Here is a 13,003-nt window from a genome sequence, read left to right as displayed (position 1 = left end):
TCCCTCTGCGTTAACAAGGAGAAACATGAATGCTTGACCCTATCTTGAGCCGTTGGCTCGATGTTCAAGCGCAGGCCCTGGATGTGGGCAGTTGCGATCCACAGGAAGTGCTGCCACGGCTGGCAGAAGCCAATGTATTGCGTATCGGTGTGCCCACGGCACTCGGCGGGCTGGGCGGGGATGTGGCCGGCGCCGTGGAGGCCATCGCCAATGTCGCCAGCCATTCGCTGGCGGCGGCCTTCGTGTGCTGGGGCCAGCGTTCGTTTATCGAGTATTTGCTGCAAAGCCCAAATGCGCGGCTGCGCGAGCAACTGCTGCCGGACCTGCTCAGCGGCAAGCTGGCGGGGGCGACCGGATTGTCGAATGCGATGAAGTTTTTGTCGGGCATCGAGACGTTGCAGATCAGCGCCGAGCCCAACGACCACGGCTGGACCCTCAACGGTCGCCTGCACTGGGTGACCAACCTGCGCAAGAACGGCTTTGTTGCCGCTGCGGCGATTGAACATGCCGGCGGTGGCGCACCGTTTATCCTGGCGATTCCGGATTCAGTGGCCGGCTTGCAGCGCTCGCGCGACCTGGAGCTGCTCGGCCTGCAATCGAGCAACACCGCGGCGTTGGGCCTGGAAGGCGTGGAGCTGAGCCGCGACTGGTTGCTGCATGACGATGCGCGCAAGTTTCTGCCAGCGGTACGCCCGGCGTTCCTTGGCCTGCAGTGCGGCATGTCGATCGGCCTGGCGCGGCGCTCACTGGCCGAAGTCGCCAACCATCTGGGGGCCAGCCGTACGGTGTTGCGTGAAGAACTCGAGACATTGCGCGTGACCCTCGATCATTTAGTCAGCGAGTTGAAGAGCGGCCTGTTGGCCGGGCGCTTTGCCGCCGAGCCGGTGCCGTTGTTCAAGCTGCGCATCGCCTTGGCCGAAACCGCCGCCAGCGCTGTGCAGCTGGAGTTGCAGGCCAGCGGTGGAAAGGCCTATCTCACCGCGCATGGCAGTGGGTTTGCGCGACGCTGGCGTGAGTCGGCTTTCGTGCCGATCGTCACGCCAAGCCTGGTGCAATTGCGCACCGAGTTGCAGCGTCAGGCCAACCTATGAGCCCGGCGGTATTGACGGCCCAGGGGATTTGCCTGGGGTACGCGAGTGGCCCGGTATTGCAGGGATTCGACCTGCAGTTGCAGCCTGGCGAAGTAGTGTCGATCCTGGGTCCCAGTGGTGTTGGCAAGTCCAGCCTGTTGCGTGTGCTGGCCGGTTTGCAAACGCCTCAAGGCGGCAGCGTACGTGTGCTCGGTGAACCATTGAACGGCCCGCATCCACGCGTCGCGGTGGCGTTCCAGGACCCCAGCCTGTTGCCTTGGCTGAGCCTGGAAAAGAACGTCGCCTTCGGCCTGGATTTCGCTCGCCAGCCGCACCTCAGCCCTGAAGAGCGCCGCCACCGCGTCGACCACGCCATCGCAGCGGTAGGCCTGGAGCACGCGCGCCAGCAGTTTCCGGCGCAGTTGTCCGGTGGCATGGCGCAGCGCACGGCGTTGGCGCGCTGCCTGGCACGCCAGCCGCAGGTATTGCTGCTGGATGAGCCATTCGGCGCCCTCGACGAGGTTACCCGCGCGGACATGCAGCACCTGTTGCTCAAGGTCAATCGCGAGCAAGGCGCGGCGGCGGTGCTGATCACCCATGACATTGATGAAGCGCTGTTGCTGTCCGACCGCATCCTGCTACTGGGCAACCGCCCGGCGCGGACGCTGGGCGAATGGCTGATCGACCTGCCGCAGCCGCGTGAAGAACAGGTGGAAGCCATCGGCACGCTGCGCATCGAGATTCTCAAAACCCTACGGCAGGCGAGCCGCCCCCAACCCAACCCCCTTGACCTGCCGGAGCCCTGCCATGTGCCTGGATGACCTGACTCACTCGCGCCGTGATTTTCTCAAACTGTCCGCCGTACTCAGCGCCGCCGGCGCGTTGCCACTATTGAGCAGCCTGCAGGCGCGCGCCGCCAGCGAGCCGGATGCGCCGGTACGCATCGGCTACTTGCCGATCACCGACGCCACGCCGTTGCTGGTCGCCCACAACAATGGCCTGTTCGAAGCCGAAGGCATCAAGGCCGAACGCCCGGTGCTGCTGCGCAGTTGGGCGCAGGTGATCGAGGCGTTTATCTCGGGTCAGGTCAACGTGATCCACCTGCTGTCCCCCATGACCGTGTGGGCGCGCTATGGCAGCAAGGTGCCGGCCAAGGTGGTGGCGTGGAACCACGTCGGCGGTTCGGGCCTGACCGTGTCGCCGGGCATTACTGAGGTGAAGCAACTGGGTGGCAAGTCGGTAGCGATCCCGTTCTGGTATTCGATCCATAACGTGGTGGTGCAGCAGCTGTTTCGCGACAACGGCCTGACCCCGGTCGCCCGTGCGGCCGGCAGTGCGATTGCCGCGAACGAGGTCAACCTGATCGTGCTGCCGCCGTCGGACATGCCGCCGGCCCTGGCCAGCAAGCGCATCGATGGCTACATCGTCGCCGAGCCGTTCAACGCCTTGGCGGAGAACCTCAAGGTCGGTCGTGTGCAGCGCTTTACCGGTGACGTGTGGCGCAACCATGCGTGCTGCGTGGTGTTCATGCATGAACATGACCTGACCAACCGCCCGGAATGGTCGCAGAAGGTGGTGAACGCTATCGTCAAGGCCCAGGTCTGGACCCGCGACAACCGCGAGGAGGCGGTGAAACTGCTGTCCAAGGACGGCCCGAACCGCTACACGCCGCATGCCGAACCGGTGCTCAGCAAGGTGCTCGCCCCGGCGGCCGGCGACCGCGCGGCCTACCTGGCCGATGGCGCTATCCAGCACGCCAATTGGGATGAGCACCGCATCGACTTCCAACCCTATCCGTTCCCCAGCTACACCGAGGAACTGGTGCGGCGCTTGAAAGACACGCTGATCGAGGGCGACAAGCAATTCCTCGCTGACCTCGACCCTGCCTTCGTTGCCAAGGACCTGGTGGACGACCGCTTCGTGCGCAACGCCATCGAGGCGGTGGGCGGCATGAAGACCTTTGGCTTGCCGGACGGCTTTGAGCGGACCGAGGAGATTGGCGTTTGAACAACCGCAGAGTCCCGGGCTGGTTGCTCGGGTTGAGTGGCCTGGCCGGTTTGCTGGTGCTCTGGTGGCTGGGGGTGAAGGTATTGGGCGACGCGGACGGCCTGTCCGCGCGCTTTTCGCTGGCGGCGACGTTCACCAGCCTGGGGGAATTGCTCGGGCGGAGTGAGCTGTATCTGCACATCGCCGTCAGCCTCAAGCGCATTTTTGTCGGGCTGTTCCTGGCCTTGCTGGTGGGGGTGCCACTCGGGCTCCTGGTGGGCAGTTCGCGCAACCTGGAGGCGGCGACCACGCCCGCGTTCCAGTTCCTGCGGATGATCTCGCCGTTGTCCTGGATGCCCATCGTGGTGATGCTGATGGGGGTAGGGGACCCGCCGATCTACTTCCTGCTGGCCTTTGCCGCTGTGTGGCCGATTATGCTCAATACCGCAGCCGGCGTGCGTCAGTTGGATCCGCGCTGGTTGCAATTGAGCCAGAGCCTGAGCGCCACGCGCTGGGAAACCTTGCGCCGCGTGATCATCCCCGGGGTGGTCGGGCATGTGCTGACCGGCGTGCGCCTGGCCATCGGGATCCTGTGGATCGTGCTGGTGCCGTGCGAAATGCTCGGGGTCAGTGCGGGGCTGGGGTATTACATCCTGGATACGCGTGATCGGTTGGCTTATTCGGAACTGATGGCGATGGTGCTGTTGATCGGGGTGTTGGGGTTCGCGCTGGACGCGCTTGCACGCGGGTTGCATCAGCGATGGGTGCATGCGGGCTGACAGGCTCTGAAACGAAAGCCCGGCATTTCGCCGGGCTTTCGTGGGTCGGCTCATCGACCCGGCTTACGCCGCCACTGAATTCCTGGGTGACGCTTTTTCCTGTTTGAAGATGTGCAGGTCACCAGGCAGATCATCGGGTTTCAAACGCTGGGCTGGATCAGGCACGTGATTGGTTTTCCTGAGCCCGAGGCTTGGCCCCGGATCGGTCCTTTTAAACACCCCGACACCGATGCTGCCCGTCAACTCTGCCACGCCCGGGATACCTTGGCTGGTTTTCATGTGGGCGTTGCCCACCAAGGCAATCCATTTTTCGCCCGCGGAGTTTTGCCGGATGGTCTGCGCGGCGTAGTAGTTGAATTCCTTTAGCCTTGGCACAAAGTCCTCGGCCTTCATCGCTTGCTTGTACAGCTCGCGTTCATCCTTGTGCCGGGTCAAGTAACAATGGTCCAGCGGCACGACTTCTATGCCTGCATCGGAAAACTTTTTAACCAGTTGATTGAAAGAGGGAAACCGTGGGGTTATGCCATCCCCAAGGTAGCCGATGCCGTCGTCGACGAGCTTCATCTGTGCGTCATAAAACGTGGCTTCCATATACAGCTTCTTCACGCCTTTTTGCTTGAAGGTGTCCACGTTGTCGAACAGTGTCTGGAAGCTCGCCAGGTCTTTGTGAACGTCACCAAAGACCACCCCATCTGCCGCGTCCAGCGCTTTTTCGATCAGTTGTGAAGGTGTGACACTTTTGGGGATCTCGGGAATGGTCGGGCGCGCTGGCAGTTCGCCAGAGGCCATGCGTTGGTAGAAGGCGTCCATTTCCCGACCAAACTTTTCGCGGGTTGCGGCTTTTCTGCTGGGGGTGAAATGGGCGTCATTGCGCGCACCGTTGATGCTCGTTACGTACTCTGCGTCAGGCAAGTGGTCGGTTTTGGGCGCGGTGTGGACGTGACGGCCCTGCCGGTCGATGGGGTTATACCGGGCGTTACCTGGCCGTCCTATGGCGCCCTCCATCCTCGGCGAGGGCGGCATCATTGCATCCAGAGGGTTGAAGTCGTCCAACGGGGTGCCGTAAGGCCTCATCTGGACCGGATCGTAGGCATAGCGTTGGCCATTCGACAGGATGGTGTCGGCCTCGTAGGTCTGGCCTCCGTACTTGAACGAACCGTACGTCAGGAGCCCATGTTCGCGGCTCATCGCATTGGCCAGGTTCAAGGAGTCTGTCGCGCCCTTGATCTTGTCCACACCCTTGCCGATCAGCTTGGCGCCACCTTCCACCAGGTCGCCGAGCCCACCCAGCGGGTTGAGTTCACTGATGACGGTGGTCCCGAGGATTTTCGCGACCTTCAAGGCCTTGCTCGCCGCGCCGGCAGCTTTAGCGCCGACCTTGGCAACCTTCCCCGCGCCGGCGGTGACAAACCCGAAGATATCCATGCCCAGGTCGATTGCGCCGTCCAGGTGGTTACCGTTTTGAAAGTTGACGATCGCCGACCTGAGGGGAATCAGGTCGAGAAAAAAATCCGCCAGTTTCCCCTCGGTTTCCATTTGCTTGTCGAACGTCGTGGTGCCCTTGGCCTGCTTGACCACATCGTTGTTATCAATATCCAGGTGTTCGACAAAAGCATCGGCAATGGCCTGGGTTCGCGTGCTTGCAAAGCTGTTGGGGGTGGCGCGTGGCTCGCTCGCTTGACCGCCTGAAGCCAGGGCTGCGGCAACGGTATTGGAGGGTTTGAACGACTCTATCGGAAAGACACGGTTGGCTTCGCGCTCGCGCTCTTGAGTCAGGACGGTGTTCGGCACCGCGGTGATGGAACCCCGTTTAAAGTCGATCTCATAGACCTTTTCGCCGTCTACCCCCGTGGTTTTGACCAGCAACGCCTGGTTTTTTTCTGCGAGGGTTCGATCGGTAAAGCCCAGGCCCAACTGGTAGGTATGATTTTGAAAGAACTCAAGCTTGCCGTATTCGAATTGTTCCCTGTCAGGCAGAGGGAGCTGGGCAATCATTTGTTTGACGGCCGTCTTGAGGCCTTGTTTGCGCTGGTCGATGGCAGCGGTGAATTGAGTGTCGAACTCGGTTTTCACCTCCAGATTGAGGGACTTGCCTCGTGTCGCCTCAACGATCCGATCGTCGGTGGACTCCCATTCATACTGGTGCAGGCCGCTCATGGCGATATCCAGCAGCGAATGCCGGCCGGCGGGCGCGCGATTGGGGTCGAAGAGGGGCTGGGCGTACGGCTGCGTGGTCTGCTTGACGGTCAGGAGTTTCTCTTCAAAAGGTACGTTCTCGCCAAACCTTTCTTTCAGCTGGGCCAGCGCGATTTCCTTGCGGCTGGGAATAGGGGCCTCAATCTGGCTGCTGGCGTCGACGCGCATGCGTGCCTGCTGATTGAAGGCACTCCTGACCTTCTCAACGTCGGTGGTGTTGTAACGGCCAGCCTCTGTTTCAGAAAGCACGCCGTTGACCACCCCCCAGACTCGCAGCGCAGCGGTCTGTGCCTGTTGGGTCATGGCAAGGTTTTGCAGGCCGGCATTTTCGGCCTCCAGCATGACTTGGGCAAAGGTCATATTGGGCACCTTACCAGGTGCCTGGTGTTCTATCGTGGCCGCTGCGATCGACAGGCTGACCCAGGCAGGGCTGCCATAGGTGACATTGGCGGGGATATCTTTGATCAGCAGTTCAGGGGCTGTCCTGGCCAGTAGCAGGTAAGCACCGACCTTGGCCATTCCAGATGTGGTGTAGCGTTTGGTCTCCAAATGCTTGCTGAGGTTGTCCACTATCGTGGAAGCGGGTTTGCCCCAATGACTTTGCTGGACCAGATCGAAGCCAGCAACCTTGGTTTTATTGGGCTCAGCAATCGATGTCGGGTCCAGAAACAAATTCATCGCCGCCAACGTGTAGTCGTTTACGCTGGTATCGGTCGCAATCCCGTTCAATTGGGTCTGCAAGGCGTGGCCCAACCCTTGCGCACGCGCGGTGCCAAGGAGTGCTTCCAGTGCCTTTGCCGGGTCCTTCAGGGCCTCGGCAGACAGTGGCTGGTTGCTGTTCAAGTACTCCAGAAGCCCCTGGCTTGTCACCATCGGTGGGGGATTCGGATGCTCTGTCACATAGAGCCGCGCGTTTTCCATCAGCGAGCGCTGCGCCTGGCTACTCAACGGCACTGGCCAGGACAGCGCGCCACCAAAGTTGCCCAGTGGGTGTTCCATGGCGCGGTCGAGCACCGCGTCGGCCAGCGCGGTCAGGGAAAAATGGCTGTTGGGCATCTTCAACCCGTAGTCGGTGATGAAGTCTTCAAGCGTCGATGCGGTGTCTACTTGCGAGGCGTAGGTTGAGGCCGGATGAATATCCATGAGAGCGGTCGTCAGCGCGGAGATGATGGCCTGGGGCGTGGTGTTCACCCCCAGGCGGGCGGCTATCTCGTTGAGCTTTTGCCCCAGGGTCCGCAGGTTCTGCTTGTCCGCCAGGGACCGTGCCAGCCCGGTATGGCTGGTGTCGGTGGGTGAGCGCCGCTGGCGCCCTGTAGGTGTCTGGTCGGCGTCCTCTGAAGGCTGAGGTGTCGGCGCAGGGCTGACCAATAATGCGGGTGTCGCAGCGGGAGTGGGAAGCGGGAGAGTTTCAGCGCTGGGCTGGTGGGGAGGTGTATAGGCAGATATTGACATCGGTGGGTACCTTTTTGACTTGCCAAGAAAAGCGCCTGTCATTAGGAGGTTCCCTGTTCCTCAGGCGCCTCTTTGGGTGTGGAAAACACCCGCCGAGGTTCCTCCTGAGGGGACTGCTGTGTGTAAGACCGAGTGTCGGTGAATCAGAGAATTTTCTGATACCGCTCAGGCGTCAGCGGTGGTAGTACCCCGGCCCGCCTTCTGAATAGCGATGGTCGTGCCAGCCGCCTCCGTGCGGGAAAAAGAAGCAGCCGCTCATGCTCAACATGACCAGCAAGGGGATCAGCAGTGCGATACGACGAAGCATGTCCAAGTCCTCCGGGGGCTTACAGGATCAATCAGGCGTCAGACAAGCCAAAGCTTTTCATCGCCTGTAACATAGGACCCTGCCGACCCGCGTCCATCCCCGTTGCCGGGTATGTACTTGGCATGTTCGGCGATACAAAGTGGATACATTTTTCAGGTTCAGGAACCCGTCATGACCCAAAAGCAACGTTTGAAATACTCGATTCTGATCGCCCTGGCGGTACTGGCGACGATGTTTGGCCTGTCCTATCTGCAGAACATCGGGGCGATCAGTGAGAAGACGTTCCAGACCATCGCCATTGCCGTTGCAGTGGTCGTGGTGGTGATCAACGGCATCATGCGCCGCAAGGTCAAGCTCTAAGCCTGCGACGCGACGTCAGGCGCGACCTTCGAGTACCTTCGCAGCCTCTTCATGAAGGCTGTAGCTTTTATCTGCATTGAGGGTGATCACGCCCTCGCTGCACAGGCGCTTGAGCACCTCGCGCACACTCAGAAACGACAGCGGGATGCCCAGTTCGAGCAAATGGCTGTGCACGCCGCGCACGCCCAGCGTGCGCTGGTTGTCGGCGGCGGTGAGCAGGGCGTCGATGACCTTCAGCCGAATCAGGCTGGTGCGCAAACCGAAACACTTGAGCAAATGGCGAATACGCTGGTTGCCTTGCTGTTCGGGCGCTTTGCCGAACGTCTGTGCGCCGCTGCCGTAATGGGCGTCGGCTGCCGGTGAATGTCCGTCCGTGGGCACTTGCGGGTTGTACATGCAAAACTCCTTATCAGAGCCTGATCAGGAAAATGATGGCGCTCTTAGTTAATAAGACGTACGAGCGAGCAAAATCATGAAGTCTCGGATGTAGAAATTTTGTCGGTATCGGTTTTGTCACAGTCGCGCCGCCTTAAATAAACCTCGGCGCGCGCTAAATTGTCCGCGGCTTTTTGCGTCCTTACGGTGGGGTAGCTACCCCTGGTGAGGGTGTTCAATTTGACTGTGGAGTCTGCGTGATTATTTCCAACGGGTTGTCCAGGGTGTGCGTGGCGGGGCTGTTGCTGGGGTTGAGCCTGGCCGCATCGGCGCGGGAACAGTCGACACAAGCGTCGGCGGATATTCGGCGGACCAGTTTCGGCGTGCCACATATTCGTGCCAGCGACGAGCGCGGCCTGGGCTTGGGCATTGGTTACGCGTATGCCCAGGACAACCTGTGCCTGCTGGCCAATGAGGTGGTGACGGTGAATGGCCAGCGCGCCAAATTCTTCGGTCCCGAGCAGTCGACCCTGGAGGAACGCAACAACCTGGCCAGTGACGTGTTTTTCACCTGGCTGAACACGCCGCAGGCCGTCGCCGCGTTCTGGAACGCGCAAAGCCCGCAGATCCGCCAGCGCATGGAAGGCTACGTCGCCGGCTACAACCGATACCTGAAAGAGCAGGGCGCTCCCGCGCAGTGCCAGGCGGCATGGGTGCGGCCGCTGGAGGTTGGCGACCTGGTGAAGCTGACGCGCAGGTTGTTGGTCGAAGGCGGTGTCGGCCAGTTTGCCGAAGCCCTGGTAGGCGCGGCGCCGCCTCAGGCGACCGCCAGCGTGCGGCCGACTGCCAAGGCCTTTGCACTGGCTGACGCCCAGCAACAGCGCTTTAGCCTGGACCGCGGCAGTAACGCGGTCGCGGTCGGCCGAGAGCGTTCGTTCAATGGCCGTGGCATGTTGCTGGCCAACCCGCATTTCCCGTGGGTGGGCGGCATGCGTTTCTACGAGATGCACCTGACGATTCCCGGCCAGCTGGATGTGATGGGCGCCGCATTGCCCGGCCTGCCGGTGATCAATATCGGTTTCAACCAACATGTGGCGTGGACCCATACGGTGGATACCTCCAAGCACTTCACGCTGTATCGCCTGACGCTGGATCCCAAGGACGCGACGCGCTACCTGCTCGACGGCAAATCCATCGCCCTGGAAAAAACCACGGTGACCGTGCAGGTCAAACAGCCGGACGGCAGCATTCAACCCGTGGTGCATCCGGTCTACAGCTCGCAGTTCGGCCCGGTGGTGCAATGGCCGGGCAAGCTCGATTGGGACAACCACTACGCATTCAGCCTGCGCGATGCCAACCTGGGCAACGACCGCGTGCTGCAGCAGTGGTACGCGATGAACCAGGCCAGCGACCTCCAGGCCCTGCAAACCTCGGTGCATACGCTGCAAGGCATTCCATGGGTCAACACCGTGGCCGTCGATGACCAGGGCCAAAGCCTGTACATGAACCTGTCGGTGGTGCCCAACGTCAGTGCGGCGAAACTGGCGCAATGCAGCGACCCGCGTGCCGGCCTGCAGATGATCATGCTCGACGGCGCCCACAGTGCCTGCGCCTGGGATGTGGATCCGCGCGCGGCCCAGGCTGGCATCTTCGCCGCCGACCAATTGCCACAACTTGCGCGCACCGACTACGTTCAGCACTCCAACGACTCGGCCTGGATGGCCAACCCCAAGGCGCCGCTGACCGGCTTCTCACCGGTGATCAGCCAGGACCACATCGGCCTTGGACCGCGTGCGCGTTTTGCCCTGCAGCGGCTGCAGTCCCTGGAGAAGCAACGGATCCGCGTTGTCGACCTGCAGAACATGGTCATGGACAATGAGGTCTACCTCGCCGGCCAGGTCATGCCTGACCTGCTTGAATTCTGCGCCAAGCAACTCGGCGCCGACGCCACCACGTTGCAACCGCTGTGCAGCCGCCTGAGCACCTGGGACCGGCACGCCAACCTCGACAGCGGCCTGGGCCTGGTGCACTTCATCGATCTGGTCGAACACCTGCAGCAAATCCCCGACGCCTGGCGCGTGCCTTTCGACCCGACCCAGCCGCTGACCACACCACGCGGCCTGGCCATCGACCGCGCGCCTGTTGCCCAAGCCCTGCGCGAAGCCATGCTGGCTTCCAGCGCAGCGGTCGCCAAACTCGGCCTGGGCGCCGACAGCCGATGGGGCGATATCCAGGTGTCCGGCCAGACCCCGGTGCATGGTGGCCCGCAGGAGTTGGGGATCTACAACGCCATGCAAACCGTGCCTCGCGCCGACGGCAAGCGCGAAGTGGTCAGCGGCAGCAGCTACCTGCAAATCGTCACCTTCGACGACCGGGGCCCCCATGCACAAGGCGTGCTGGCATTCTCTCTGTCGAGCAACCCCGCGTCCGCGCATTCCAAAGACCAGACACAGTTGTTCTCACAGCAAAAACTGCGCACGCTGCCCTTCACCGACGCCCAGATCAAGGCCGACCCGGCGTATCAGGAACGGCGCGTGCAGGAGTAGGGCAGGCACGCAACCCCTTGATCCCCATGCGAAATATTTTTGAAATCAAGGGGTTGCAGGCAAAAGCAAATGAGTACATAATGGCGCCCATCGAACGCAACGAAGCATTAAAAACTTCAATGTATTCAATGAGTTAGAGTAGAGGCAGGGTTTTATAGCCCACTCAAGTTTTTATGCGGTGAATGTCAGTGGTAAGGGCATTGATCGTTTGAGGCCGAGTAGCAAAATGGTTATGCAGCGGATTGCAAATCCGCCTACGCCGGTTCGATTCCGACCTCGGCCTCCACTCTTAAAGCCCCGTAGATCAATGGTCTACGGGGTTTTTTATTGCCTGCGATTTATGATCGTTTCCGCAACTTTTACAATCGTTTCCGCAATTACCTAAAATTTGAGGCGTGGTGATGCTCGTTTTGAGACGCTCATTGATGGCTGGAGTCTGTTCCGGGGGCATATTGATGTCACGCTCGCTTGTGGTTATAAGCGTAGTTCCGAACCTGAGCGATAAAGGAATAGATAGATGCGCACTGAGAATGGAACAGTCGACGGTGATCTGATTGTCACGGAACTGCTTACCCTTAACGGATTGGTGACTGGCACTGTGATCGTAAAGGCGGGAGGCATTTTGACTTTGAACGGGATGGTATCCAACTTAATCGTCCAGAACGGCGCGGACGTAAGTTTGAGAGGAACGGTACGCGGCGATGCTACGAATGAAGGCGGTAAGTTAGAAGTTTTGGGTGTGATTTCTGGCGTGCTGGTTACTACTAGTGGGGAGACATCTGTATCTCCTGGTGCTGTTGTACGCAACAGAGCTTGAGCCGCATTACTGACCTGGCCGCCCCTGCGTGAGGGGCGGCAAACTCGTTATTTGGTTGGTTTCACGATCTCCCCTACTCGTCGATAGACCTTCTTGGTCATCTCTTCGGTTGAGTGTCCAAGCAAACGGCTGGCATGTGTAAGTTCGATCTCGCTGGCTGCTTTCGGGCGGATGTCCTTGAATTGGAACTCACGGATCAGCACTGCCAGGGATGAATCGCCATCGGCGCCCGCCTTAATAGCGGCTTTCTCGCGGGCTTCGTCCCACCGGTTGCGCAACATCTGCTGACTCATTCGAAGGCCGGAGGTGTTTGTGATGAGCGTTGATGTCTTGATGCCGGCCAAGGCGCGGCGTTCCTGCAGGTCATTGATAAAGGCACTAAGCGCTGATTGCACTCCAGCATCTTCAAGTCGAAGGCGTAGTTTCTTTTCTGTTTTCCCTTGTTTAACCATCAAGAAGTCGGCGTTCAGGTCGGTAGTGGCTACCTTGAGCACGTCGGCCGGGCGCTGCCCCGTCAGATAGGCCAGGTCCATGGCATCCTTGAGTTCCTGCACCGCTTCGGTGTACACCGCATTCCAAACGATTTCGCCGGCGTAATAGTCCCGAGGCTTTTCTTTGTTGCGCCGAACCCCGAAGCAAGGGTTGGCATTGCTGGTCAGGCCCCACTCACGGGCGATCGTGAACATGTGCGATAGCAGCGCGATTTCACGGTTGGCCCTGACTTTTGCAGTCCGTGCGTCCCGGTACTGCGCCACTACCTGGGGTGTGATCGAGTCAATGGGGGCTTTTTCAAACGCTTTCCTGAGCTGTTTGAGTTCTTTCATGTTGTCGGACTGGGTACGCAAGCCCTTAGTTGGGATGATCTCTTTCACGTACCTGTCAAACAGAGAGCCCAGCAAGTGGTTGGGCTTCGGTGGTGCTCGTCGCTCCAGCCTGGCCCATTCCACTTTAGCCTGGTCAAGGTCGCCTCCCAGGGGAATCTCTTTACGTTTGCCGTTGGCGTCCCTGCCATTGTAGTAATACCCCGTCCAGATCTTGCCGCTCTTGAGTGTTGCATTGCGGCGGATCATGCGAGGTGGCAGGTCCAGGTTGGCTGCATTCTTCCTGCGCATTGG

General features: G+C 60.3%; 11 protein-coding genes and 1 tRNA gene. 8 read left to right on the top strand and 4 right to left on the bottom strand.

All coding sequences use genetic code 11. The features are described 5' to 3' along the window. The first annotated feature begins 29 nt into the window (after nucleotides 1-29). The 4 genes from JFU04_RS15455 to JFU04_RS15440 are packed head-to-tail and all read left to right on the top strand — an operon-like array spanning nucleotide 30 to nucleotide 3,835. The gene (locus tag JFU04_RS15455; protein WP_106803717.1) at nucleotides 30-1,091 is read left to right on the top strand and encodes an acyl-CoA dehydrogenase family protein; all 1,062 of its coding nucleotides are present in this window, start codon (nucleotides 30-32) and stop codon (nucleotides 1,089-1,091) included. Beyond that, nucleotides 1,088-1,891: an ABC transporter ATP-binding protein gene (locus JFU04_RS15450; RefSeq protein ID WP_201144768.1), complete on the top strand. Its 804-nt coding sequence runs from the start codon at nucleotides 1,088-1,090 to the stop codon at nucleotides 1,889-1,891. Before JFU04_RS15455 ends, JFU04_RS15450 begins: the two co-directional genes overlap by 4 nt. Beyond that, on the top strand, nucleotides 1,878-3,077 hold the full coding sequence (locus JFU04_RS15445; RefSeq protein ID WP_201144766.1) for an ABC transporter substrate-binding protein: 1,200 nt from the start codon (nucleotides 1,878-1,880) through the stop codon (nucleotides 3,075-3,077). The genes JFU04_RS15450 and JFU04_RS15445 overlap by 14 nt, the downstream gene beginning before the upstream one ends. After that, nucleotides 3,074-3,835 (top strand): ABC transporter permease, encoded by a 762-nt coding sequence (locus tag JFU04_RS15440; protein ID WP_201144764.1) that lies wholly within the window; start codon nucleotides 3,074-3,076, stop codon nucleotides 3,833-3,835. The genes JFU04_RS15445 and JFU04_RS15440 overlap by 4 nt, the downstream gene beginning before the upstream one ends. Before the next feature lie 63 nt (nucleotides 3,836-3,898). Here the strand turns inward: JFU04_RS15440 and JFU04_RS15435 are convergent, their stop codons facing one another. Together JFU04_RS15435 and JFU04_RS30415 are read right to left on the bottom strand one after the other, a co-directional pair. Continuing rightward, on the bottom strand, nucleotides 3,899-7,483 hold the full coding sequence (locus tag JFU04_RS15435; protein WP_201144762.1) for a membrane-targeted effector domain-containing toxin: 3,585 nt from the start codon (nucleotides 7,481-7,483) through the stop codon (nucleotides 3,899-3,901). Nucleotides 7,484-7,655: 172 nt separating this feature from the next. Continuing rightward, complete coding sequence (locus tag JFU04_RS30415) at nucleotides 7,656-7,790, bottom strand: hypothetical protein (RefSeq protein WP_256595088.1); 135 nt, start codon at nucleotides 7,788-7,790, stop codon at nucleotides 7,656-7,658. Nucleotides 7,791-7,961: 171 nt separating this feature from the next. Between JFU04_RS30415 and JFU04_RS15430 the strand changes: the two genes are divergently transcribed. Beyond that, a complete protein-coding gene (locus JFU04_RS15430) occupies nucleotides 7,962-8,150 on the top strand; it encodes a hypothetical protein (RefSeq protein WP_016978057.1) in 189 nt (62 codons plus the stop codon). Nucleotides 8,151-8,165: 15 nt separating this feature from the next. On the opposite strand, the gene JFU04_RS15425 is transcribed toward JFU04_RS15430, so the two are convergent. After that, a complete protein-coding gene (locus tag JFU04_RS15425; protein ID WP_065908163.1) occupies nucleotides 8,166-8,546 on the bottom strand; it encodes a fe2+ zn2+ uptake regulation protein in 381 nt (126 codons plus the stop codon). A gap of 236 nt (nucleotides 8,547-8,782) precedes the next feature. Between JFU04_RS15425 and pvdQ the strand changes: the two genes are divergently transcribed. The 3 genes from pvdQ to JFU04_RS15410 all read left to right on the top strand — a co-directional run bounded on the left by pvdQ (nucleotide 8,783) and on the right by JFU04_RS15410 (nucleotide 11,888). Further along, complete coding sequence (gene pvdQ, locus JFU04_RS15420) at nucleotides 8,783-11,071, top strand: bifunctional acylase PvdQ (protein WP_201144760.1); 2,289 nt, start codon at nucleotides 8,783-8,785, stop codon at nucleotides 11,069-11,071. A gap of 212 nt (nucleotides 11,072-11,283) precedes the next feature. Then, a tRNA-Cys gene (locus JFU04_RS15415) sits at nucleotides 11,284-11,357 on the top strand. 231 nt (nucleotides 11,358-11,588) lie between these two features. Then, complete coding sequence (locus JFU04_RS15410) at nucleotides 11,589-11,888, top strand: hypothetical protein (protein ID WP_201144759.1); 300 nt, start codon at nucleotides 11,589-11,591, stop codon at nucleotides 11,886-11,888. A 47-nt stretch (nucleotides 11,889-11,935) separates the two neighbouring features. Here JFU04_RS15410 and JFU04_RS15405 read toward each other — a convergent pair whose 3' ends face one another. Further along, nucleotides 11,936-13,000 (bottom strand): tyrosine-type recombinase/integrase, encoded by a 1,065-nt coding sequence (locus JFU04_RS15405; protein ID WP_201144757.1) that lies wholly within the window; start codon nucleotides 12,998-13,000, stop codon nucleotides 11,936-11,938. Between the last annotated feature and the right edge of the window lie 3 nt (nucleotides 13,001-13,003).

This window comes from Pseudomonas sp. TH21 (genome assembly GCF_016651025.1).
GTDB classification, from domain to species: Bacteria; Pseudomonadota; Gammaproteobacteria; order Pseudomonadales; family Pseudomonadaceae; genus Aquipseudomonas; species Aquipseudomonas aylmerensis.
This window is presented reverse-complemented; position numbering and strand designations above follow the sequence as displayed.

Coding starts and splice junctions, on each gene's coding strand:
- JFU04_RS15450 (WP_201144768.1), top strand. CDS start 1,088: ATGAGCCCGGCGGTATTGACGGCCCAGGGGATTTGCCTGGGGTACGCG.
- JFU04_RS15455 (WP_106803717.1), top strand. CDS start 30: ATGCTTGACCCTATCTTGAGCCGTTGGCTCGATGTTCAAGCGCAGGCC.
- JFU04_RS15410 (WP_201144759.1), top strand. CDS start 11,589: ATGCGCACTGAGAATGGAACAGTCGACGGTGATCTGATTGTCACGGAA.
- JFU04_RS15435 (WP_201144762.1), bottom strand. CDS start 7,483: ATGTCAATATCTGCCTATACACCTCCCCACCAGCCCAGCGCTGAAACT.
- JFU04_RS15425 (WP_065908163.1), bottom strand. CDS start 8,546: ATGTACAACCCGCAAGTGCCCACGGACGGACATTCACCGGCAGCCGAC.
- JFU04_RS15445 (WP_201144766.1), top strand. CDS start 1,878: ATGTGCCTGGATGACCTGACTCACTCGCGCCGTGATTTTCTCAAACTG.
- JFU04_RS15405 (WP_201144757.1), bottom strand. CDS start 13,000: ATGCGCAGGAAGAATGCAGCCAACCTGGACCTGCCACCTCGCATGATC.
- JFU04_RS30415 (WP_256595088.1), bottom strand. CDS start 7,790: ATGCTTCGTCGTATCGCACTGCTGATCCCCTTGCTGGTCATGTTGAGC.
- JFU04_RS15430 (WP_016978057.1), top strand. CDS start 7,962: ATGACCCAAAAGCAACGTTTGAAATACTCGATTCTGATCGCCCTGGCG.